Origin of the sequence: Microbulbifer sp. MLAF003 (assembly GCF_030012965.1) — a bacterium.
Taxonomy (GTDB): Bacteria; Pseudomonadota; Gammaproteobacteria; order Pseudomonadales; family Cellvibrionaceae; genus Microbulbifer; species Microbulbifer variabilis.
The window spans coordinates 4665075-4688084 of the sequence record NZ_CP120232.1 but is presented as its reverse complement, the minus strand read 5'-3'; the positions used below and the strand labels follow the sequence as shown (position 1 = coordinate 4688084).

Below are 23010 nucleotides of genomic sequence, written 5' to 3'. Positions count from 1 at the left end.
TACAGATTAAAAGGTATTTATTAAAGCCGATTATTAATCACAATCTTAGTAGTATATTACACCCGGCTAAGGTTAGCTCTAGGTGTCGCTTGTTACATTTTGGTTCTGTTGCTCTCTTTGTTTTTTCCTTTTTTCACGTATACTTTCCCACTTTTGCCTCTCCTTTTCTCTTTCTTCTGAATTATAAGTATCAACGCTAATTCTATTTCCTGAGTTGCGAGTAAGACTTTCAGCCCAATCAGCAATCTTTTCTATATCTTTCGATATTCTATGCATCGGATCGCCATTGCCGATTTCTACCACGCCCTCGTATTCGGACGTATCTATTGTTACTTCATTTTTATAATTGTGACCATTGACATCTGTAAATAAAATCTGGACTATGAACTTTGTAGAGAACGTCTCGCGCTCTCCCATCTTCACTATCATATCTGGAAAACTGAATAGGAAAGAGTTATATATTTGCTCTACACCTAACGATGCTATACCAGTTTTTATTGCACCTAGATTTTTTATTTTTCTAATTATTTCATTTTCTTTTACTATTTCTCTCGTTTTAGGATCTAGAAACCTAAAGTTAATATTTTGAGCTATTCCCTTTCCATTATTTTTTATTTCAAGCTCGATAAATTGCATCGAGAGTTTACTTGTTACAAAATAAAAATCTACCGACGGTCTGATGGCATCTAACCGAAGTTGGTCTAACTGCTCATTTTGAGCTGCTCTCAAATACCACGTTTCTTTTGCTAGAAAAAAGGTCAGTATGGCAATTGAGACTGTTGCAATTGATGCAACCCATGATGATAAAGAATCAGCTGTAAGTCTAAAATCTGGTTGTAGAGAATCTCCAAAAATTATTCCACCGATAAAAGCTAAAGGTGTAATTATAGCCAGTATTATCACTGATAATATCAAAGTGTTGGTTTTATTCTCTTTCATGTTTACTCAACAGTTAAATGAAAAATGTCGAAAGGTATTCTAAAGAAACAGTATCATATCACCTATGAATATGACCGAAGAATTGAAGGCGACTTTAATCAGAAATGTATATTACTTAGGTGGCCGCCTGCGCTGGTGAAAAATTGTTCTGCTGAAAAACCTTTTGGTGCTTTTTTTACCTCATGTTTTTCGGTCAAAAAATTAAATCATTAAAAATCAATAAGTTAGCGTGTAGATTGTTGTGGATGTATTAAACTGCTTTTGGTCTTTTGTGTTTAAAGCATCAAAAAATTTGAAATGTTGTATTTTATGAATATAGGAAGATCGTTGAATGACGTCCGCCAAAAACCACCTGGAAAAAATACATATTTTATAGATATTCTAGATCAGCATTTTTTCAATAGGGTACTATCGTACCTAGAAAATTAAATCTTAGGTACTAGAAGAAAACAACGCCGCCACCGCCAACAAAGTAGCCACCCAAATCCCACAAAGAATCTTCCAAAACAAAGAGGCATCCCCTTTTTCAGTAGGATCTTCCCTTAGGTAATCCGGGTTGGGATTGGCGAGGTCGCGCATAAACTCTGTCAGCGTGGAATAGCGCTGTTCCAGGTCGATACTGAATCCGCGCTCCAGGGCGCGGTCGAACCAGATGGGGACTACCGGGTTGAACTGGCTGGCGGTGCGGTAGCGCAGGCGTTCGAAGTCGGCGTGGGAGCGGCAGTTTTCTATTTCCTCGCCGTAGGGCAGTTCGCCGGTAAACATTTCATAGGCAATAGTAGCGAGAGCATAGATATCACCGCGAATACCGCTGTTGTGCCCAAGGATATAGTGGGGGTCGGAATAGCTGGCGGTGCCCAGCGCTTCTGGGTGTTCCAGGGGGCGGAAAATCTCGGCACTGCCGGCTACATAAACTGAGCCGAAGTCGATAATTTTCACCCGCCCATCGCTGTCGATCATGATATTGGCCGGACGCAAATCCTGGTGAATGGTTTCCTGATCGTGGAAGGCCTGTAGCCCGGTGGCAATCTCCTTAAGGATGCGAAACGCCTCTGCGGGTTTAGGAAAGCGGTTGTTGGTGATCCACTGCTCCAGGGTGCTGCCCTGTACATACTCCATCAGGTAATAGAGCGCGGTGCGCGGCCGGGTCTGCCGGTGCAGGCGCACTACCTGGGGGCTGCGAATACGCAGGCCTATCCACTCCTCCTGAATAAAGCGGTCGATATAGTGGATATCGTCCTCGTAATTTACCGAGGGGGTTTTCATTACCAGGATTTCCCCGGTGGCACTGTCGCGCACCAGGTACAGCTGGCTGCGCTGGGAGGAGAACAGCTCCCGCTCTACCTGGTAGCCATCCAATACCATGCCGGGTTCCAACTCCGGCGGGAAGGGCAGGCGGGTAAGCTGGCGGCTGTAGTCGTCCAGGGTGGTTTGTGGCAATGCTTTTACCTTTACCACTAATGCGGAGAGGTTATCGTCACTGCCGTTTTCCTCGGCGAGGCGCACCAGGGTTTCCGCTGTTTCCTGTTCGCTCAGTTGGGTATCTGCCAGCAGCTCGCGCAGCAAATCCTGTTTGATAAAGTCGTGCACACCGTCGCTGGTAATCAGCAGCACATCGTCCTTAGCGAGGCTTAGCTGGCCGTAATCCACTTGCAGGCCGGTATCCATTCCCAGCGCGCGGGATAGCATCTGTTGGCGGTGGGCCAGGGTGATGTTGTGGTCCCGGGTGAGGCATTTAAGGTTGTCACCGCGTAGGTGATAGATACGGCTGTCGCCGATATGGAAGTAGTGGGCGGTGCGGGATTTAAAAATCAGGGCAGAGAAGGTGCACAGGAAGCCCTTTTCCTGTTGGGGAAAGTCGTGGCTCTTGCGGTATAGCTTGCTGTTAATGGAGGCGAGGATTTTCTGTCCGGCGTGGGCCACAGACCAGGTATCCGGCACCTTGTAATAGTCCCGCACAAACTGCTCGGTGGCGGTGTGGCTGGCTTGGGCACCGGCTTCGGCGGAGCTGACACCATCTGCCAGCGCGGCGACTGCTCCCAGGTATTCCTGCAAGTGCGGGCTGGCTGGCCAGTGATAGATTGCCGCGTCTTCGTTCTGCGGTTTGATGCCGGCACTAGTGCAGAGGCCGTGGCTCAATCGCGGTGTCTGGGCTTCGGGGTTTGCCTCGGTTTCTGTTTGCACCCCGGAATTGGTTTCGCTCACAGCTTTCTCCACTCTCTTTTCGTCCCCTCAGACCAACGGCGAAAAACAAAGAAGGGCCATTGGCCCTACTTTGCGTTTGTTGCTGGATAACTGCTTTCCGATCACTCCACGCTAATCAGCTGCACTGTGCCATCCGGTAGCACTTCGGCGATATTGCCTTTGGGCTCTTCCAGGAACAGGCAGGCGAAGAAGATCACCGCTGCTGCGCCGCAGATAATCAGGAAGAACTGGCTGTAGCTGACATAAGACAGGGCGGTAAGGAAAGTAACCGCACCCACGTTGCCGTAGGCTCCGGCCATACCGGCGATCTGCCCGGTCATGCGGCGCTTCACCAGGGGTACGACGGCGAATACGGCACCCTCACCGGCCTGCACGAAGAAAGAGCAGCACATGGTGGCAACTACCGCAGCGGGAATCCACCAGCTGCCGTTAATCTGGCTCAGCACAAAGTAACCCACTGCCAGGCCGCCGATCAGGAACATCAGGCTGCGGCGGCGTCCCAGTTTGTCAGAGAAGTATCCACCGGTTGGGCGAGCCACCAGGTTCATAAAGGCGAAGCCAGAGGCGAGCAGGCCGGCCTTCACCGGGCTCAATCCTTCAAAGGTTTCCAGGAAGAACAGGGGCAGCATAGAAACCACGGCCAGCTCTGAGCCGAAGGTGACGAAGTAGGCCAGGTCGAGGATGGCTACCTGCTTGAAGTTGTATTTCTCCAGCTCGGGCACACCTTCGCGCAGGTGGTCTTTGTTTACATTCCAGATCATGCGGGTCTGGAAGGCGAACAGTGCTACCAGCAGTCCCCACATTGCGTAAGTGGCATTCTGGCTCAGCAGGGCTACGCCGCTGGGAGACAGTTTGTAAGCCAGCGCTGCCAGTGCCAGGTACATGGGCACATTCATCAGCAGGTAGAAGTAGAAATCCCGCTTGCTGGTCACTTCCAGGCCGCCGCTCTTTTTCGGTTTGAAGTAAGTGGAACCTTTAGGAGTGTTGCGGGCAACGCGGTAGTAGATGATGCCGTACAGGCCGGCGATGATGCCGGTGAGGCCCAGGGCGTAGCGCCAGCCGTCTTCACCGCCGAACAGCAGGGCGATGGTGGGCAGGGTCATGGCACCGGCAGCAGAACCGAAATTCCCCCAGCCGCCGTAAACACCTTCAGCCAGACCTACCTGCTTGGCTGGGAACCATTCACCCACCATGCGGATACCAATTACAAAGCCGGCACCCACAAATCCCAGCAGGAAGCGGAACAGGGCCAGGGACTCATAACTGTCTGCGGTGGCGAAGCCTAAACAGATTAAAGATGAGGTCATCAGCAGACCGCTGTACACCAGGCGCGGCCCCAATTTATCCACCAGCATACCGATAATGATTCGGGCGGGGATGGTGAGTGCCACATTAAGGATTAACAGGGCTTTTACCTGCTGGCTGGTGAGGTCGAACGCTTCCTTGATAAAGACCATCAGCGGAGCGTGGGAGAACCACACCACGAAAGTCAGGAAAAACGCAAACCAGGTAACGTGCAGCGTCTTTATTTTGGGATCGCCCCAATTAAATAAATTGAGGCCGCTGGATTGACTCATGACTATTTTCTCCGGCTTCTCAGAAATTTAGAGGTGGATAGGGTCATGGCCGATAGTATTTGAGCAGAGCTACAGGAAAAGCGCGCAAAAGGGGTAGTCAGGATAGGGGCTGATATCCGAATAGTATGGAGTAACCCCTTTGGATTAGTCCTGTGGAGTGGTGAGCATCGCGAATATCTTGCTAACTACCCCATGGTGAGTAGTAGCGAAAAATTGTCTTATCACCGAAAGGTTTTTGGGAGTAATTGTCGGCCTTAAGGTTTTTGTGCATCTTGCAAGCAGGTGGCTTCGAACAATCATGCAAACGTTACTGTATTTTTACTGCTTCTGTCTGTGAAGGGAGTAACTACCGTTCGGGGTATCGGCGTGATGGCCAAATATATTTTCCGAAAAATTGAAAAAATTGGGAGAAAACTGCCGTGCAATATACACAGCAACTCGCCGGACGTGCGCTGATATTTGCCTCGGCCATGTTTGCCGCAAACTTTTCTGTTTGGACACTCTATGCAGTGCTCGGAGTGGAAATCGGCGAGCAGCTGGATCTCTCAGCTACAGAATACGGCATCTTGCTGGCCGCGCCGATCTTAAGCGGTGCGCTACTGCGTTTTCCCGCCGGGTTGATGGTGGAATATTTCTCTGCAAAAAAACTCATCCTCTTGCAAATGCTATTACTGCTGCCGGTACTTTTACTCTTGCCCTATATCGAGAGTTACGGTGCGCACCTCCTGGCCGGTTTGTGGTTGGGGATTTCCGGAGTCTCCTTCGTGTTGGGTATTCGCTATATCAACCCATGGTTCGAAAGGAGGCAGCAGGGCACGGCAATGGGCATTTTTGGTGCAGGCAATGCTGGGGCAGCCATCACCCTGGCCCTGGCGCCGGCGATCCAAAATTGGCTGGGGCGTGAATGGATCGGGCCGATTTACGGTATTGGTATAGTGATCATGATGGTGCTATTCGAATTTTGTGCACCTGAAGAAACCCGCTATATGCGCAGCCGCAGCAAGGTGGATATTCACAATCACCTAAGACCACTGATGCAGATCAAGGTGTGGCGCTATGGGCTCTATTACTATTTTGTCTTCGGCAGCTTTCTCGCACTTTTACTGTGGCTGCCGAATTACTACCTGGCGGTGTATGAAGTGAGTACACAGGTGGCGATGGCTCTGACACTGCTGTTTGTGGCCCTGTCCAGTTCACTGCGTGCCCTGGGTGGCTGGTTTGCAGATCGCTATGGTGCGCGCACGGTGAATTGGAGTGTTTTCTGGACTTGTCTGGTATGCCTTTTTTCCTCAGTTACCCCCCAACCAGTATGACGATTCATGGGGTGGAACGGGATGTGCATCTAAATATCGAGGTGGGCATTGAGTTGTTTACCTTGTTGTTGCTGGTAATTGGCATTGCCCAGGGGTTTGGTCGCGCCTCGGTATACAAGGCGCTACACGATAATTTTCCGGCACACATGGGCAGTGTCGGTGGCACTGTAGCCACAATCGGTGCGCTGGGTGGTTTTACCCTGCCAGTGCTGTTTGGTATCGCACAGGATTTAGTGGGTATTCACAGTGCTGCGTTTATGTTGCTCTATGGTGTGCTGGCAGTTTGTATGTTGGTAATGTACCTGGCAATCCAGAGAGAGCATCATCAACAGCGTTTGGCTTTCGCTCGGCAAAATAATTTTTTGCATGAGGATGCGAGTAACTCTGCGGCTTTGCCAGATAGGTAGTACCCACTACCAAAATGGAATTATGTGTGCGTAGAAGGTAGGGGGTAATGATTTTTTCTGTTGAAAAAAACTGTGGTTTCAACCACGTCTGAAAAATTGTAATTTGTCACTGTTCACTCCGTTGTTGCAAAGGAAAAGCGTAATGACCATTTCCAGATTCCCCAAAATATTCGGTGCTTTACTGTTGGGTGCCTGCAGCACTGCCGCATTGCAGGCCGCTGCGCAGGATGGTGAAAATGCCACTCTTGTCGACGCGCTAAAATCCGGTGAGGTCGGGTTGAATCTGCGCTATCGCGTGGAGATCGTCGACCAGGAAGATTATGACCAGGATGGTATTAATGGAGACGCAACCGCGTCCACTCTGAGAACCCGCCTCAACTGGCGCAGCGGTAGCTACCGCGGCTTCAGCGGTTTCCTAGAGATGGACGATGTTACTTCAGTCGGCAACGATAATTACAACTCTACCGTCAATGGTAAAACCAATTACCCGGTTGTGGCTGATCCAGATGGTACCGAGGTTAACCAGGCCTATATCCGCTATAACGGTGAAAATTCCGTAGTCACTGCCGGTCGTCAGCGTATTAACCTGGATGGCCAGCGCTTTGTCGGTGGTGTTGGCTGGAGGCAGAACGAGCAGACTTATGACGGCGTACGTTATCAGTATGGTAGCGCTGACAGTCTGCAGTTGGACTACAGCTATGTGTACAACGTAAACCGGATTTTTGGTGAAGATAGCGCCGGCGCTGAATTTGAAGGCAATATCCAGCTATTCCATGCCAGCTACCCGGTGGCTGAAAACCACAAAGTCAGCGGTTTCGTTTACAACCTGGATTTAGAGAATTTCGTTGAAAATGCCAGCCGCACTTATGGGGTGGACTACAAAGGGAATTTCGGCCCTGTAAAAGCCAATCTGAGTTATGCACGCCAGAACGATATTGGAGATAACACCTTCGATTACAGTGCGGACTACTACCTGGCAGAAGTGGGTACCGACCTGGGCCCGGTCACTGCGAAACTCGGTTATGAAGTATTGGGTTCCGATAATGGTGTCGGTTTCAGAACGCCTCTGGCTACCCTGCATAAATTCCAGGGCTACACCGACCAGTTCCTGACAACCCCCGGTGATGGCATAGAGGATATGTACATCAGCGGCGCTATGAAAATAGCCGGCGGTAACTTGAATATGGCCTATCACAATTTTGATGCGAATGAAGGTTCCGCAAATTATGGCCATGAGTGGAATATCAGCTACGGGCGCAAGCTGACAGAGGAAATTTCTGCACTGGTGAAATACGCCTCTTATCAGGCTGACGACCACAAGGTGGATACCGACAAGTTCTGGTTAATGGTGACCGCCAATTTCTAATTAAATAAAGCAGCTCCATAGCGAGGCCCCCGGCTCCGGCCGGGGTTTTCCTGTAAAAACCGATCAATTTCTGTAGAGGAATTTTTCGGTTTTTAGTAATTCTGCCCACTGAATTTCCATTTTGTGATGTTATTTCCCTTAACGGTTGGCATCACTGTGAGTACCTAAGGAGTACCACCTTTGCCCCAAGCATAAATTAACCAGCTTGATACACTGACATCAGTTTAAACACCGAGTCCCGCTACCTAAACAGCGCTGATTTTTATTGTCGCTGCAAGGTGCCGGGACCGTGGCCGTACCGGCCACCAGGGTCTAGCGGGAAACTGCGCGGCCTCCCGAAATTGGAAAGGCGTTTAATGTTACAAGACAATTTTGGCCGTAGGTTTTATTACCTGCGCCTGTCCGTGACGGACATCTGCAACTACCGCTGCAACTATTGCCTGCCCGAGGGCATCGGTTGCGGACGTTCCCTGGAAGGGGAAAATCCTCTCTCAGTGGCTGAGGTGGGCACATTGGTGCGCGCTTTCGCTTCCCTGGGTACGGAAAAGGTACGCCTTACCGGCGGGGAGCCCTCCCTGCGCAAAGACCTGGTGCCACTGCTCGAAGCTGTGCGCGCTAGCGATAAGATTCGCCGCTTAGCCATCACCACCAACGGTTACCGGCTGCCCAGTCAGATTGACGACTGGCACCGCGCCGGGCTGGATCAGGTGAATGTCAGTATCGACAGCCTCGACCCGGATCAATTCCACCATATCACCGGGCACAATCGCCTGGATAAAGCCCTAGCAGGCCTGGATCGCGCCCTGGCCTTGGGTATCGATACCAAGGTCAACGCAGTGCTGATGCGCCAGTACAACCTGGCCGAGCTGGATAACTTCCTCGCCTGGGTTCGCGAGACTCCGGTGACCCTACGCTTTATTGAATTGATGCGCACCGGCGATAACCGCGAGTTCTTCGCCAGCAACCATGTCTCCGGTGGCGATATAGAAACCCTGTTGCTACGGGAAGGCTGGGAGCAGGTGATCCGCACCCGCGATGCGGGCCCGGCGCGGGAGTATTTCCACCCGGATTACGCCGGCCGTATCGGCCTGATTACCCCTTACGGCAAAGACTTCTGTGCAAGCTGCAACCGCCTGCGGGTATCGGCCCAGGGCAAGTTGCACCTGTGCCTGTTTGCCGACCAGGGCTTTGATATGCGTGAAATCATCGCCGATGGCGATAGCGAGGCACTGGCAGCCCATATCCGTGAGTTGATTGTGGATAAGACTGCAGGCCACCAGCTGCACGAAGGTTTTACTGGCGCTACCCGCAACCTGGCGATGCTGGGGGGCTAGGGTTATGGCCAGGGCTTTCGTTGGCAAATCGACAATCGGCGTGGTGCTGGCCGGCGGCCGTTCCAGCCGGATGGGCCGCGACAAGGCCCTACTGGCACACCCCCAACGGGGCAATTTTTTGCAGCATGCTGAGGCATTGCTGAGTGAGCTTCCGCTGGAAAAAGTCGTGACCAGCGGCGCCCGCCCCGGAGCGATTGAAGACCTGGTGCCAGAGCGGGGCCCACTGGGCGGCCTTTATTCGGTGGCCCTGACAACCGGTGCCGATGCGGCCCTGGTGATCCCGGTAGATATGCCCCTGCTTGGGCGTGAGCACCTCGCAGAGTTATTGGCTGAAGGGCAGGCAAGTGACCGGCCCTGTTATTTTGAAAACTTCTTTTTTCCCCTGTGGCTGCCTTTAAATGGCGACTGCCTGGATTATTTGCGCCGTGCTGTTGAGGGCAGTGCGCGCAATTCTGTCGGCGCGCTGCTGCGTCACCTGGGGGCCAAATCCATACCCATAAAAAGTGCCGGCGATTGGCATCGCAATATCAATACGCCGGCAGATTATCTCGGCTTGAGTACGCCGGATAAAACTCCAGAAAACAGTTTTTTGAGAGACCATTGATTATGTCCGCACACGCTAGCAAAGAATTTGTACCGCTCAATATCGCGGTACTTACCGTATCCGATACCCGCAACGAGCAGACTGATACCTCTGGCCAGTACCTGGTGGAAGCCCTCAAAACTGCCGGCCATCAGCTCGCAGATAAACGCATTACCCCGGACGATGTTTACCAGATGCGCGCGGTGGTCTCCGCCTGGATTGCCGATCCCAAAGTACAGGTGGTCTTGGTGACCGGCGGTACTGGTTTTACCGATCGCGACTCCACGCCGGAGGCCCTGAGCCCGTTGTTCGATAAAACCGTCGACGGCTTTGGCGAGCTGTTCCGCCATATTTCCCTGGGGGATATCGGCAGCTCCACCGTGCAGTCCCGCGCGCTCGCCGGCCTGGCTAATCGCACACTGATATGTTGTATGCCCGGTTCCACCGGAGCCTGTCGCACAGCTTGGGAAGGCATATTGCTGGAGCAGCTGGATGCCCGCCACAAGCCCTGTAACTTTATCCCCCATGTGCGCTTTGCCAGCGCGCCCTGCGAGAGCCGGGGGTAATTTGTGAGCCAGTTAACCCATTTAAACCAGCGCGGCGAAGCCAGCATGGTGGATGTTACCGAGAAGGACATCACTGACCGCAGCGCCCTGGCCGAGAGCAGCATCTGTATGAGTGCCGAGGCTTTTGCACTGCTTAGCCAAGGGGCGCACAAAAAAGGCGACGTGCTTTCTGTAGCTCGCATCGCCGGCATCCAGGCTGCGAAGAAAACCTCGGATTTAATTCCCCTGTGCCATCCACTGGCGTTGACCAAGGTAGCGGTGGATTTCGAACTGCAGCCGGAAAAACACAGTGTGCATATTACTGCTTTCTGCCGCTTAGCCGGGCGCACCGGGGTAGAGATGGAAGCGTTAACGGCAGCTTCGGTAGCGGCGCTGACTATTTACGATATGTGCAAAGCCGTGGACCCGGCGATGGAAATCGGCCCGACCCGCCTGCTGCAAAAAACCGGCGGTAAGCGCGGCCACTGGCGCGGCGATGCTGCGGACAAGGCGTAAAAATTTCAGAGGTGTAAAGCGATGGTAAAGGTTCTGTTTTTCGCGCGTCTGCGCCAGCAATTGGGCATGGGCGAGACTACCCTGGAGGACTTTTCCGGCAGTCTCAGCGAGTTGCGCAAAACCCTATGTGAACAGCACCCGGATTGGAGCCCGCACCTGCAAAGAGACGATATTCGTATGGCCCTGAACCAGGAGCTGGCAGAAACCGGAGCCCAGGTGAAGGCTGGGGATGAAGTTGCATTTTTCCCGCCGGTTACCGGCGGTTAGTGGTGCCAATATGAAAGCCGTTGATCGTATTGAAGTCTGTGAAACGCCCCTCGACGTAGCGGCTGAATATACTGCGCTGCAGGGCAACAGTGGTGATGGTGCCTGCGCCCTGTTTGTGGGTTCGGTGCGGGACTTCAATGCGGGCAGTGATGTCTGCGGCCTGGCCCTGGAACACTATCCGGGCATGACCGAAAAAAGCCTGCAACGGATTATTAATGATGCCCGCGATCGCTGGTCCCTGGGTCGTGTGACTATCGTCCACCGGGTTGGCCCCATGCAGATCAACGATGAGATTGTTTTTGTCGGCGTTACCAGCCCCCACCGCCAGGCCGCCTTTGCCGCCTGCCAATACATTATGGATCGCCTCAAAACTGAGGCGCCTTTCTGGAAGCGCGAAGCGGTTGCGGATGAATTCGGTAAGCCCTCAGAGCGCTGGGTCGAAGCCCGGGCCAGCGACGCTGCGGAGATGGAAAAGTGGTCCGCCGGCTGAGCCTGCTGCTATCCGCTTTACTGGTGGCCATCGCGCAGCCGGTTAACGCGGATAACTGCACCTTGCGGGTGGCGGTAGCGGCCAGCTTCCGCCCGGCACTGGAAGAGGTACTGCCGGAATTTGAGCGTCGCCATGCTTGTGTGGTGCAAATCAGCAGTGGCAGCTCCGGGGTGCTTTACCAACAAATAGCGCACCGCGCGCCCTTCGATTTATTTTTGTCCGCCGATCGTGAGCGGCCCGAGCTGTTGGAAAAACAGGGTGGGGTGCTAGGCAACAGTCGCCAGACTTACGCATTGGGCTTACTCGCTCTTTGGCACCCAAAATCAGAATCCAATATCAAGCAGCTACTGCAAACCTGGCCCGATAAAATTGTATTAGCCGATCCGAAAGTAGCGCCTTTCGGCAGTGCCGCACGGCAAGCGCTGCAAAGCCTGGATTTGTGGAAGAAAAAACAAACTCAATTGGCCCGGGCCCACAATGCAGGCCAAGCCTATTTAATGCTGGATTCCGGCAATGCGCAGCTGGGCTTTGTCGCCGCCAGCCAGATGCAAGCAGCCGGCCGCGATAACTACTGGTTGCTGCCGCAGCATTTGTACAAACCCATTGAACAGCAGCTGCTGATTCCCACTCAGAGTCGCCGACCTAAAGAGGCACAATCCCTCGCTAACTATTTGCGTTCAGGGGAAGTGCAGGCGCAGTTATACCACTTGGGTTACGGTGTTTTGCCAACTCAAGATCGAAGTAGAGATGGAGGGAGTGGCTTATGAATATCGCCACTGCCGACTGGCAGGCCCTGTGGCTAACTTTAAAATTGGCCGGATTAACCACCTTACTCCTGTTTATTATCGGTGTGCCCTTGGCCTGGAAATTGAGCCAATGGCAGAGCCGCTGGCGCCACGGTATCGAGGTATTAATTACCCTGCCGTTGGTACTGCCACCCACGGTTTTGGGTTTTTATTTACTGCTTTTATTTTCCCTAACTATGCTCCCGGGCAGTGGCTGTCACAACTTTTTGATGGCCCTTTGGTGTTTTCCTTCACTGGCCTGGTATTTGCGTCAGTGATTTATTCCCTGCCGTTTATGGTGCAGCCGTTGCTAGCCGCGTTTAATGCCAATGGCCAGCGATTGACCCAGGCTGCCGCAGCACTAGGTATTGCGCCCTGGGTGGCATTATTAAAAGTTCTTTTACCGGCGAGTCGCGCCGCTATTGTGAGTGCCTGCGCTTTAACCTTTGCCCATACCCTGGGTGAGTTCGGGGTAGTGCTGATGATTGGTGGCGCTATTCCCGGTGAGACCCAGGTGGTTTCTATCGCTCTTTATCAACATGTGGAGGCGATGGAATACGGAGCCGCGCACCGGCTGGCTTTGATGTTGATGGGAATTACTACGGTACTGCTACTCGCTGCCCGTTGGCTGGGACATAGTCTGGCTCCGCGCGGATCAAACAGCGAGCGCGTTAAACCGGTAATGGGGGTGCTGGGCTAATGGAAATTACCTTACCCCTATTCGGTACTGCGTCTACCACTTCTGATTCCAGCGGACTGAGTGTTTCAGGGCTGGTGACTCCGCTTAACGCTGCGACTCCCTGGCAATTAGAGCTGCCTGCCTCTGGGATTTTTGGTCTTACCGGCCCCTCCGGCAGCGGCAAGAGTACATTGTTGGCAGCCCTGGCTGGCCAGCGCCATTGCCGTGGCAATATCACTTTTGCCAATACAGTCTGGCAGCGCGGACGCCGCGCCCTGGCTACCCACAAAAGAACGCTTTCTTTGGGCTTTCAGGATAGCCGCTTGTTTGCCGGCCAGTCGGTGGCAGATAACCTGGCACTGGCCCGCCGTTACAGCCGCAGGCCACTGCCCGAGGAAGAGTGTGATCGGCTGCTAAAGGCTTTTGGTATTGATCCGCTACTCCATCAGCCGGTAGAGCTATTGTCTGGCGGAGAAGCGCAGCGTGTGGCTGTATTACGCCAGCTTTTTAACAATGCGCCGCTGCAATTATTTGATGAGCCGCTTTCAGCGGTTGACCGCGCCCAAGTACTGCGGCGCCTATTGCCGACCCTGCGGGATTTCTGGGCCCGATATCCGGCGCTGGTAATCTGGACCAGTCACGACTTTGATGAAATCCAGCTGCTGGCCCAGCGCTGTTTGTGGATGGATTCTGCCAATTTGTCCGCACCACTTTCTTTACCTGAAGTTGCCCAGCGCCTGGATAGCCACGGCGTAGGGGATAGTTGTCGCAGCCGGATTGAAGCGCGAGTGGAAGCCCTAAGCGATGGTCTGCTCACTTTGGATTTAGGTGGGATTTCCATCTTTGCAGATAGGGTGACAGGCCATTATCGAAAAGGCGACACTGCAGCTTTTCTGCTGGAAGCTGGAGATATCAGCCTCAGTGTAGAGAAGCCGGGCCTTTCCAGTATCCTCAATTGCCTGCCGGTAACTTTAGTTGCTAAGCAGAACCTTACCGATGGCCGCATACGCTTACAGTTAGCCGCTGCTGATCAGGTGTTCTACGCAGATATTTCCCGCCTCTCCTGCGAGCGCCTAAAACTATGCGAAGGTACTACCTACTTTGCCCAGTTTAAGGCCGGTAGTCTTGCCGGTTTGTAAGTAGTTCCAGCGCAATTTCTGAAAGCGCATCTCTTCGATCCCTAAAACCCTGGCAATTTTTTTGCTAAGTTTGAACGCTAGCTAATAATTGGTGCTCCTATGGGCGTTGTGTTGGGAATTTCCCTCTTTAACGAGGGCGATAAATTTTACCGGGAACAAGCACAGGTCGAGGGCTTACCTGTAGCGAAAGCTGTGACCATTGAGGATCTACACCCGGTACTTATTCGCTGCATAGAAGAAGGTGGGCACAACTATCGAGTAAGACGCCTGGAATCGGGTGAGCTGGAAATTGCCGAGCTACTTGAGGATTGTGAGCCCTACCGGGTCGATGCTTTCCGCTATCAGCTTCGCCGAAAGGGCGACGCTATCGTTATCCACTCTACTTACAAAGATGATGCCCTGTACTTTCATCTGGCTTGCCGCGCAGCCAGTGGGCAGAGAGTTAAGATAGATTTCCACGGCGAGCACCTGTTTTATAACTATGACTCCATAGCGGAATACCTGGGTGGTGGTAACTATCATCTGGCCAATTTCTTTGACCTTCAATATTTGCCAGGTTATATCGAAGAGCACTGCCGGCGATTTATTCACTGCCCGGAGTACTGGTCCTTTACCTTCTTTATCCCGTATTTGGGCAAGGTAGAGCTGAATAACCACACTTCCGATCCAGAACAGCCTCTCTACCACCTCGATTTCTATTGCCCGGAGCGCAAGCTAAAAATCTTCCAGTCGGCAACGGAGAGAGAGGGTTCTTACTATTTTCGCGACGCCATCTCGGCAGAAAAGCTGGTGAAATTGCTTGAAGCCATGGCGACTGAACTGCTGCCAGAGCTGCAAAAAGCCGATGTTACGTCTTGCTTGAGCTGCTTTGAGGCTATCCACCAGGCTTACAGTGAAATAGAGAGCACCATTGAGACGGATGAAAGTCTTGCCTCAGTTGCGGAGGATCTTATTGGGTACCAGCAGAATATCCGTGGCAGACCTGTCCAATACGAAGTCACTGAAAATGCAGATGGATCTATTACTGTGCAGGCCTACTATTTTCAGCCGCCCGTAGGTTACAACTATACGGTCAGTGCTGAGGATATCGCCGGGGGCCATATTTATCTGGATAAGCTGCACGATTTAGATTTTTATGAGCAGATGTGCAGAGCTATTGCCAGGCATCTATGCCCGACGATGCCGACCGTTGAAGATTTGGATGAAGTGACAATTTATTATCATCGGGATTCAGATAAAAAGCTGATTGCCAGCTTACTTGAAGGCTCGGATATAACGCCGATATTGATTCAGGTGAAATAAAAAAGGGGAGGTAAAACCTCCCCGAATCAACGGTATCCCGTGAGTGAAACCGAATTAAGGATTGTAGAATTCGCCGTTCTTGCGCAGGTAGAACCAGTAGTTAATCACCAGGCATACCGCGTAGAAGATGGCGAAACCTGCCAGTGCATATTCCGGGGTAGTGGCTTTGATTTGCTCGCCGAAAACCTTGGGAATGTAGAAGGCACCGTAGGCGGCAACGGCTGAGGTCCATCCCAATACCGGACCTGCCTGCTCTTTCGGGAACACCATGGCGATGGTGCGGAAGGTAGAACCATTGCCGATACCGGTAGCGGCGAACAACAGCAGGAACAGCAGGAAGAAGGGCAGGAAGAACTCTTCCGGAGTGGCTGAGCCGTAGGCAGCCTTCATGTAGTAGGCCACCCCCAGGGCGCTACCCACCATTACCGCTGCACAGATCTGGGTGACCAGGGCACCGCCGATACGATCGGAGATCCAACCACCTACTGGGCGAATCAGGGCGCCGATAAAGGGGCCCATCCAGGCGTACATCAGGGCGCTGGGGCCATTGTTGTTGATGGTATCGTGGGTCATAACCCCGTCCACCATTACATGGCTGTAACCAAAGATCACCTTGATAGCCAGCGGGAAAGCCGCAGCGAAACCGATAAAGCTGCCGAAGGTCATGGTGTAAATCACACTCATCACCCAGGTGTGCTTGTTGTTGAAGATACGGTACTGACGCTGCAGGCTGGTTTTGATCTCACCGGGCAACAGTTTCAAGCCGAACACGGTGGCAGTGATTACCAGCACCAGCACGATTTCCTTGGGCACGCCCCAACCAGAACCGTTTGCCGCTTCAGGTAAGAGCAACCACAGCCCCACGATGGCGGTGAACAGGCCGATTCCCAGCATCATGGTCATCTTCACCATGGCGCCGAGAGAACTGCCTACATCCGGGGTAACTTCCTCGGTGCGCAGGTTGTTCATACCGAACCAGCCAATAAAGGCTAGCGGTACCAGGAACAGCAGCCATACAAAACCGGCATTTTGAATCCACGCTTCAGAACCGGCGGGTACCTTGCCAATCAGGGAGCCAGAGCTGCTCACCAGGGTCATGGGATCGCCGCCGGCAGCGCCAAAGGCACCGAAGGTCATAAATAGCGGTACCAGGATCTGCATGGTGGTAACACCGAAGTTACCCAGTCCTGCATTCAAGCCAAGCGCCAGCCCCTGCTTTTCCTTGGGGAAAAAGAAGCTGATGTTGGACATGGAAGAGGCGAAGTTACCACCGCCGATACCAGACAGCAGCGCCAGCAACTGGAATACCCACAGTGGGGTCTCCTTGCTCTGCAGCGCGATACCGGTGCCGAGGGCGGGGATCATCAACAGGGCGGTGGTGAATACGATGGTGTTGCGTCCACCGAACAGTCGAATAAAGAAACTACTGGGTATTCGCAGGGTGGCACCGGTAAGACCGGCGATAGCCATCAGGGTGAACAGGTCGGCTTTGGCGAAGGGAAAGCCGAGGTTGAGCATTTGAACGGTAATAATGCCCCAGTAGAGCCACACGGCGAAGCCGCACAGCAAACTGGGAATGGATATCCACAAATTCCGGTTTGCGATTTTCTTGCCCTTGGACTGCCAGAATTTGCTGTCCTCCGGGGCCCACTCGTAGATGTCAGACACGGCGGCCACTCCTCCTCGAAATGATTCGTGCTGCCACTATGGGCCGGGGATTTAGCCTGCTCAATTACCAACAGTAAGTAACCCTTTTGCTCCCGCGCGTAATAGCTACCTCTTTAGGGGTAAGCGCAGCCAATGGACGCTATGGTAAAGTCACTGTTCAGATTTAAACCAATTCTCACCAATGAAGTAGGATCTCCCATGACTTCTTCTGCCACGGTAATGATGGTCGATGACCACCCCCTGTTCCGCAAAGGTCTCAAGCAGCTGTTTGCCATGGAGCCCAGTTTGGAGTTGGTGGCTGAAGCCAGCAGCGGAGAGGAAGCGCTGGAGTTGGCCAAGCAGTATGAGCCGGACCTTATTCTGCTGGACCTGAATATGCGCGGTATGGATGGGCTAGATACCCTACGGGCGATGCGGGCTGCCGATGTCTCCTCGCGTATCGTGATACTGACGGTTTCCGATAACAATGCCGACGTGGTGTCCTGTATCCGCGCCGGTGCCGATGGTTATCTTCTCAAGGATATGGAACCGGAAGATATTCTCGACCAGGTGATCCAGGCCACCCACGGCAAGCTCGCTATCAGCCAGCGCCTTACGGAGATCCTTGCTTCGGCCCTACGCAAGCCAGATAACTCCGGTGCAGATACTCTCTCTACCCTTACCAGCCGCGAATACCAGATATTGCAGTTGATCGCTGATGGCCTCAGCAACAAATTGATTGCCCGCGAGTTAGATATTAGTGATGCAACCGTGAAGGTACACGTCAAACATCTGTTGAAGAAACTGGGGATGCGCTCCCGCGTGGAAGCTGCCGTGTGGATGGTCAACCAAAAGCGTTCAGAGTCCCAGGACCGGGCGCACTGACCGGCACTGCCCCAACTGCAAAGGATTGAAGTAAGAGAAATTTTTCCATGCCCACCATTGATTGTTGTAGCCAGCCGGGCCTGATGCCCATAGAGAGCGCTCGCGAGAAACTCCTACAGGCACTGAACCCTATTGAGGGTACTGAGATATTACCGCTGGCCCAAGCGAATGGTCGGGTATTGGCTGAATATGTTATCTCCATAGTAAACCTACCGCCCTGCGACAACTCCGCGATGGATGGTTACGCCCTGCGATATGAAGACCTTGCCAGTGGCTTACCGCTGGAGCTGATCGGTAAATCCTTTGCCGGCGCGCCCTTCGATGGTGTGGTGAACCCGGGTACCTGTGTGCGCATTATGACAGGAGCGGCAGTACCTGCCGGTGCGGATACGGTGGTGATGCAGGAAAATGTTGATGCCCAGGGTGAATCGATACGTATAAATTGCGAGGTTCGCTCCGGCGATCATATCCGTCGCTGCGGTGAGGATGTAGCTGAAGGCTCCATTTTGCTTAAAGCTGGAGAGCGTATCAGTGTTCCCCATATCGCCCTGCTTGCCGCTGCCGGTGTTGGCACAGTGACAGTAGTGCGCAAACCGGTAATCGCTCTTTTTTCAACTGGTGATGAACTGCGCCAGCCCGGTGAAGCCCTGGGCAAGGGCGATATCTACGATAGTAACCGTATTGCTCTATTGGCAGCCTTGGCCCAGATGGATCTGGAGGTTTTGGATTTGGGCATATTGCCCGATAACAAACAGGCTATTACCGATGCGCTGCAGCGTGCAGCCCAAGAGGCCGATGCCATTATTACCTCCGGCGGTGTCTCTGTCGGTGAGGCAGATTACACTCGCGAAGTGTTGGAAGAACTGGGAGAGATCGGTTTCTGGAAAGTGGCGATGAAACCCGGCAAACCTTTTGCCTTTGGTTTCCTACAGGGAACGCCCTTCTTCGGCCTGCCTGGCAACCCGGTTTCCGCCCTGGTAACTTTCTACCAGCTGGCCGTGCCCGCACTGAGCGTGATGAAAGGCGATCACTGGAGTGGCCCGAAGACCTTGCAGGCCAAGCTTCTAAAACCCCTGAAGAAAAAGCCCGGCCGCACCGATTTCCAGCGGGGAGTCTATTGCACCGATGATAGTGGAGCTTTGGTGGTGGAACCGGTTGGCACCCAGGGAAGCCATATTCTCACAGGGCTAGCTGCTGCAAACTGTTTTATTGTTTTGGCGCGAGAGAGTGGCAGCGTGGAAGCGGGGGAACAGGTGGTGATTGAGCCTTTGAGGGTGCCGTTGGGGTAGGTTTTTTATAGCTGCTTTCGTATTGAGTATGGGCTCGTATAAGCTATATCCAAATTAATTTGATTGAAGTTAGTAAAGACGGTGAGGGTTTGTTTCACCTTTTGGGGGGCGCTGCTCTGCGGCAGCTTTGCTACCTCTGAGTCGAACCTGAGTTCGAATGAAAGCTGGGAATGAGCCATATATAAAGAAGCCCGCATAAGCGGGTGGTGTGCGGGAGGATTAGCTTCGCCCTTTGGGCTCGCTGCTCTCCGGCAGCTTTGCTGCCTCCGAGTCGAACCTGAGTTCGAACAAAACCTGGGAGTTAGCCATATACAAAGAAGCCCGCATAAGCGGGCTTCTTTGTATATGGCCCGCCCGAGAGGATTCGAACCTCTGACCTTCGCCTCCGGAGGGCGACGCTCTATCCAGCTGAGCTACGGGCGGTTAATTGGCTATCTGTGCCAGTGGGAGGCGGATTATACAGAAGGGTAGGGGTGTGCGAAAGGACTTGCGGCAAGGTTACGTAAGCTTTGGCAGGTGGCGGTGCAGTGCTTATAATGCGCGGCGTAGAAGTTTGCGGCAGTAATTCGATAGTCTACGGGCCATCTCACTTCGGTCCTTTGGGGGAATAGTATGAAGAGTATTTTGGGTATTGTGGCGGTACTGGCCGTCAGTGCAGCTGCGGCAGTGGCCCAGCAGTCTGTTAACGAAGAAATTGCAGAGCGCATTGCTCCGGCAGGTGAGACCTGTATGAAAGGCGAGGAGTGCGCGGCAGCAGTAGCGGCAGCTCCTGAGGGCGCAAGTGGTGGCGAACGTAGCGGCGAGTCTGTTTACAATGCCAGCTGTACAACTTGTCATGCCATGGGTATTGCAGGTGCACCAAAGTTTGGTGATGCTGCAGCCTGGGCACCGCGTATTGCCAAGGGAATGGACACTCTTTATACCAATGCTATTAAGGGTATCAATGCCATGCCGCCTAAGGGCTTGTGTATGGATTGTAGCGATGGTGAGATTAAAGCCGCTGTGGACTACATGGTGGATAACAGTAAGTAAGCTGTTTCACTGTTGGAAAAAGGCCGCTCATTGAGCGGCCTTTTTTGTTTCTCTTCGGTAAAAGTACATTTTCAATCAATTGATTTTACGGTTTGGAATTTTAATTAATTCCAGAATTTTTCTTTTGTATTAAGTGTCGTGCAAGGGTAAATTGTATGACTGCCTAAACTGACTATATGTAAAATTTTTACTGAATATTTTCTAATCAAATATGTAATAAGCCGTAATCAGGCATTACATCCCTCCTACTTTGAAAATTCTGTATTATCCGCGCTTGCTCGAAAAATAGATTTATATGACAAGACAAGGATATTGGGCATGAAGTTGGGGAAGCTTCTTTCATTTATCATTATTTCATCTTTTTTGACCGCTTGTGGAGGCGGTGGGGGTGGGGGAGGAGGTGACTCAGACACTAAGACAGAGGTCTCCGACACGACACCTGATGCATTCTCCTTTGTAGATGTTGTTAATGCGAAAACAAATACGCTTGTTGTTTCAGAAGCGATCGTTGTTGAGGGTATTAATAGCGAAACTTCAATTGAAATAGAGGGCGGGGAGTATTCAATTAATAATGGAGGGTTTACGGACGCGGCAGGGAAAATCTCCAATGAAGATGAATTTCGGGTTCGTATTTTATCATCGCCTGATTTGAGCGCAGAGACGTCCGCAGAGCTAACAATAGGTGGTATCAGCGATAGCTTCGAGGTCACTACCCGAGCGGATGAGGTTGCCCCTAATGCAGAAATTGAGTTTCCAAAATTACAAGATACATGGGTATATGAGCCATTATTAATAATTCGTGGAACTGCTACAGATAATCGGGGTGTTGAGGCTGTATATGTAAATGGAGTACTTGCGGAAACCTCTGATGACTTTCAAAATTGGCAACTACCAGTATCTGTTACAGAAAAAAATACAGAATTTTCAGTGACAGTTGTTGATATTGATGGCAATGAAGCAGAGTTGAATCCTCTGGTTGTTAATGCGCATCAAGGGAATACTCAACGAGCATTCCGTGCATTGTCTATTGATGTAAACGGCGGTAATTTATTCGCAGGGCCAGAGCTTACCAAAATAGATAGCACTGAATTTGAGTTTGAATTGTACCCTAACTTGGAACTGACGGTTAGTCATCTGGTATTTGATCCGGAGAGAAATAAATTATATGGAATGGCTGGTGATAATTTAGTTGAATTATCTCATCAAACTGGAGAGGTATTACAGCAGTTTGATGCAGGAAGTTCCTATACCTATGCGCTTGATATTGACCCTATATCAGGAAAGCTTTATTGGGCAGATGGTCGTATCCAATCCTTTGATCCGAGCACAGGAATTTTTGAAACTGTATCTAGTTTTGATAAGGGTGCTGGCCCTGAGTTAAATCCTGATGCATTGGTTGTAGTAAATGATCAGTTAGTTTACGCAATTTCTGGTTCTGACCTAATTCAAGTAAATAAGGATACAGGTGATCGTACACTGCTTTCTAATTTGTATGAATCTGATGAGAAGATTACAGAGATCATATCTATTGACTCTCATTCCAAAGAATCAAAATTATATCTATTAGCTAAGTCTGAATTATCTCCTAAGGGGGCTGAAAATCTATATAGTTTTGATTTGGCTAAACAAACGGTCGAAAAAGTTTTTGACCAGATGACAGAGGAAGAAGTTTTTGCAGATTTCCTTACTTCTGGTTTGCAAATTGATCATGAAAATGATTTGGCATATATACTATCTTACAGCTCTGGCCACTTATATAGAATTAATCTAAAAGAAAAATCACTTAATCAAGTATCCTCTGCCTATCGTGGTCAAGGTCCGGTGATAGCAGGTAATGCTGAGAAAACTATTAGATATGATACTTTTCTAAATCGCCTAATTGTTCACGATTCTTCGGTGTGGTCTGATTTTGGTGGGAAATTGTTATCCATTAATATTGATAGTGGAGACCGAGAAATTTTATCCGGGCCAAATACTGGAGCTGGCCCTGAGTTTTCTGATTTAAGAGATATAACTGTTACAGATGGTGGCCGAATTTTTGTGGCTGACTATGGCGATGATTCGTTCAAAGAAGTTGATGCTACAACTGGGGATAGAAAAGTTTTTATTAGTTCTGAGGTTGGGTGTTGCAATGTAATTGAATTATCAAATGCGATTGATGTTGATCCTGCAGGCGTGACGGCTGTTGTTATTAATGATATGGATTATTTGCTTAAAGTTGATGTTAATACGGGCGCAAAATCTATTTTATCTAGTAGCCTTTTGGGCGTTGGCTCTGGTCCAGATTGGAATGGGCTGCGTGACATTGAAACAAATTTTGATACAGGGGTTGTTTATGCATTAGGACATCAAACTGGAGCAATTACCACTTTATATGAGATTGATTTGAATACTGGGAATAGAAAAATTTTAGCCAGTGAGGATCAGTGGTCAGATGTTCCGGGTATCCAGCATATTTTCCTCAGCGAAGATAAAGAGCGGCTGTTATTTATTCCGAGAGATAGGTACACAGGGTATTTTGAATATAACCTGAAAACTAGTCAGTTAGTAAAGAAGCCATATGCAGGAACTAATGTATCAATTTTGATATCAGGTTTTGCTGAATATGGAGATCGATTGTTTGGGATAACGAATGTTCCAAATAGTGTGGTGGAAATTGATCAGAAAACGGGTTCCATGATGATTATTTCCCAATAGTACTTTTAGTCAT

Annotated in this window: 21 protein-coding genes, 1 tRNA gene and 1 riboswitch; of the genes, 17 read left to right on the top strand and 5 right to left on the bottom strand. The window is 51.2% G+C overall.

Features of this window, described 5'->3' with window-relative positions:
• Positions 1 to 78: 78 nt before the first annotated feature.
• The 3 genes from P3339_RS22310 to P3339_RS22300 form a co-directional block, all read right to left on the bottom strand.
• The gene (locus tag P3339_RS22310; RefSeq protein WP_282951938.1) at positions 79 to 939 is read right to left on the bottom strand and encodes a DUF8453 domain-containing protein; all 861 of its coding nucleotides are present in this window, start codon (positions 937 to 939) and stop codon (positions 79 to 81) included.
• 432 nt (positions 940 to 1371) lie between these two features.
• Positions 1372 to 3144, bottom strand: a complete 1773-nt coding sequence (locus tag P3339_RS22305; protein WP_282951937.1) for a bifunctional protein-serine/threonine kinase/phosphatase — start codon at positions 3142 to 3144, stop codon at positions 1372 to 1374.
• A gap of 101 nt (positions 3145 to 3245) precedes the next feature.
• Positions 3246 to 4721, bottom strand: coding sequence for a NarK family nitrate/nitrite MFS transporter (locus P3339_RS22300; RefSeq protein ID WP_252084118.1), 1476 nt, complete (start codon positions 4719 to 4721; stop codon positions 3246 to 3248).
• A 419-nt stretch (positions 4722 to 5140) separates the two neighbouring features.
• Between P3339_RS22300 and P3339_RS22295 the strand changes: the two genes are divergently transcribed.
• From P3339_RS22295 to P3339_RS22235, 13 genes are all read left to right on the top strand, one after another.
• A complete protein-coding gene (locus P3339_RS22295; protein WP_282951936.1) occupies positions 5141 to 6034 on the top strand; it encodes an MFS transporter in 894 nt (297 codons plus the stop codon).
• The gene (locus tag P3339_RS22290) at positions 5998 to 6441 is read left to right on the top strand and encodes an MFS transporter (RefSeq protein ID WP_282951935.1); all 444 of its coding nucleotides are present in this window, start codon (positions 5998 to 6000) and stop codon (positions 6439 to 6441) included. Before P3339_RS22295 ends, P3339_RS22290 begins: the two co-directional genes overlap by 37 nt.
• 142 nt (positions 6442 to 6583) lie before the next feature.
• A complete protein-coding gene (locus P3339_RS22285; protein ID WP_282951934.1) occupies positions 6584 to 7807 on the top strand; it encodes an alginate export family protein in 1224 nt (407 codons plus the stop codon).
• Positions 7808 to 8024: 217 nt separating this feature from the next.
• Positions 8025 to 8175, top strand: a riboswitch (molybdenum cofactor riboswitch).
• The gene (moaA, locus tag P3339_RS22280) at positions 8164 to 9141 is read left to right on the top strand and encodes a GTP 3',8-cyclase MoaA (RefSeq protein WP_282951933.1); all 978 of its coding nucleotides are present in this window, start codon (positions 8164 to 8166) and stop codon (positions 9139 to 9141) included. Its footprint overlaps the riboswitch before it by 12 nt.
• Before the next feature lie 4 nt (positions 9142 to 9145).
• Positions 9146 to 9745, top strand: coding sequence for a molybdenum cofactor guanylyltransferase (gene mobA, locus P3339_RS22275; protein ID WP_282951932.1), 600 nt, complete (start codon positions 9146 to 9148; stop codon positions 9743 to 9745).
• Positions 9746 to 9747: 2 nt separating this feature from the next.
• Positions 9748 to 10290: a molybdenum cofactor biosynthesis protein B gene (moaB, locus tag P3339_RS22270; protein WP_108731355.1), complete on the top strand. Its 543-nt coding sequence runs from the start codon at positions 9748 to 9750 to the stop codon at positions 10288 to 10290.
• 3 nt (positions 10291 to 10293) lie between these two features.
• A complete protein-coding gene (gene moaC, locus P3339_RS22265) occupies positions 10294 to 10785 on the top strand; it encodes a cyclic pyranopterin monophosphate synthase MoaC (RefSeq protein WP_282951931.1) in 492 nt (163 codons plus the stop codon).
• Positions 10786 to 10806: 21 nt separating this feature from the next.
• Positions 10807 to 11052 carry a molybdopterin converting factor subunit 1 gene (gene moaD / locus P3339_RS22260; RefSeq protein WP_282951930.1) on the top strand — a complete coding sequence of 82 codons (246 nt, stop codon included), beginning with the start codon at positions 10807 to 10809 and terminating at the stop codon, positions 11050 to 11052.
• Positions 11053 to 11062: 10 nt separating this feature from the next.
• The gene (gene moaE / locus P3339_RS22255; protein ID WP_282953638.1) at positions 11063 to 11542 is read left to right on the top strand and encodes a molybdopterin synthase catalytic subunit MoaE; all 480 of its coding nucleotides are present in this window, start codon (positions 11063 to 11065) and stop codon (positions 11540 to 11542) included.
• Positions 11527 to 12309 (top strand): molybdate ABC transporter substrate-binding protein, encoded by a 783-nt coding sequence (modA, locus tag P3339_RS22250; RefSeq protein WP_282951929.1) that lies wholly within the window; start codon positions 11527 to 11529, stop codon positions 12307 to 12309. Before moaE ends, modA begins: the two co-directional genes overlap by 16 nt.
• Before the next feature lie 28 nt (positions 12310 to 12337).
• Positions 12338 to 13027: a molybdate ABC transporter permease subunit gene (locus P3339_RS22245; RefSeq protein WP_353056860.1), complete on the top strand. Its 690-nt coding sequence runs from the start codon at positions 12338 to 12340 to the stop codon at positions 13025 to 13027.
• Positions 13027 to 14145, top strand: coding sequence for an ATP-binding cassette domain-containing protein (locus tag P3339_RS22240; protein WP_282951928.1), 1119 nt, complete (start codon positions 13027 to 13029; stop codon positions 14143 to 14145). Before P3339_RS22245 ends, P3339_RS22240 begins: the two co-directional genes overlap by 1 nt.
• Before the next feature lie 99 nt (positions 14146 to 14244).
• Positions 14245 to 15447: an Ig-like domain-containing protein gene (locus P3339_RS22235; protein WP_282951927.1), complete on the top strand. Its 1203-nt coding sequence runs from the start codon at positions 14245 to 14247 to the stop codon at positions 15445 to 15447.
• Positions 15448 to 15501: 54 nt separating this feature from the next.
• On the opposite strand, the gene P3339_RS22230 is transcribed toward P3339_RS22235, so the two are convergent.
• Complete coding sequence (locus tag P3339_RS22230; RefSeq protein WP_020413715.1) at positions 15502 to 17115, bottom strand: MFS transporter; 1614 nt, start codon at positions 17113 to 17115, stop codon at positions 15502 to 15504.
• A gap of 132 nt (positions 17116 to 17247) precedes the next feature.
• Between P3339_RS22230 and narL the strand changes: the two genes are divergently transcribed.
• Together narL and moeA are read left to right on the top strand one after the other, a co-directional pair.
• On the top strand, positions 17248 to 17979 hold the full coding sequence (gene narL / locus P3339_RS22225) for a two-component system response regulator NarL (protein ID WP_020413714.1): 732 nt from the start codon (positions 17248 to 17250) through the stop codon (positions 17977 to 17979).
• 47 nt (positions 17980 to 18026) lie between these two features.
• Complete coding sequence (gene moeA, locus P3339_RS22220) at positions 18027 to 19268, top strand: molybdopterin molybdotransferase MoeA (protein ID WP_282951926.1); 1242 nt, start codon at positions 18027 to 18029, stop codon at positions 19266 to 19268.
• Between the two features lie 346 nt (positions 19269 to 19614).
• Here the strand turns inward: moeA and P3339_RS22215 are convergent.
• Positions 19615 to 19691, bottom strand: a tRNA-Arg gene (locus P3339_RS22215).
• Positions 19692 to 19880: 189 nt separating this feature from the next.
• On the opposite strand from P3339_RS22215, the gene P3339_RS22210 reads away from it, so the two are divergent.
• Together P3339_RS22210 and P3339_RS22205 are read left to right on the top strand one after the other, a co-directional pair.
• Positions 19881 to 20300, top strand: a complete 420-nt coding sequence (locus P3339_RS22210; RefSeq protein ID WP_282951925.1) for a c-type cytochrome — start codon at positions 19881 to 19883, stop codon at positions 20298 to 20300.
• Between the two features lie 318 nt (positions 20301 to 20618).
• The gene (locus tag P3339_RS22205) at positions 20619 to 22997 is read left to right on the top strand and encodes an NHL repeat-containing protein (protein ID WP_282951924.1); all 2379 of its coding nucleotides are present in this window, start codon (positions 20619 to 20621) and stop codon (positions 22995 to 22997) included.
• Positions 22998 to 23010 lie beyond the last annotated feature (13 nt).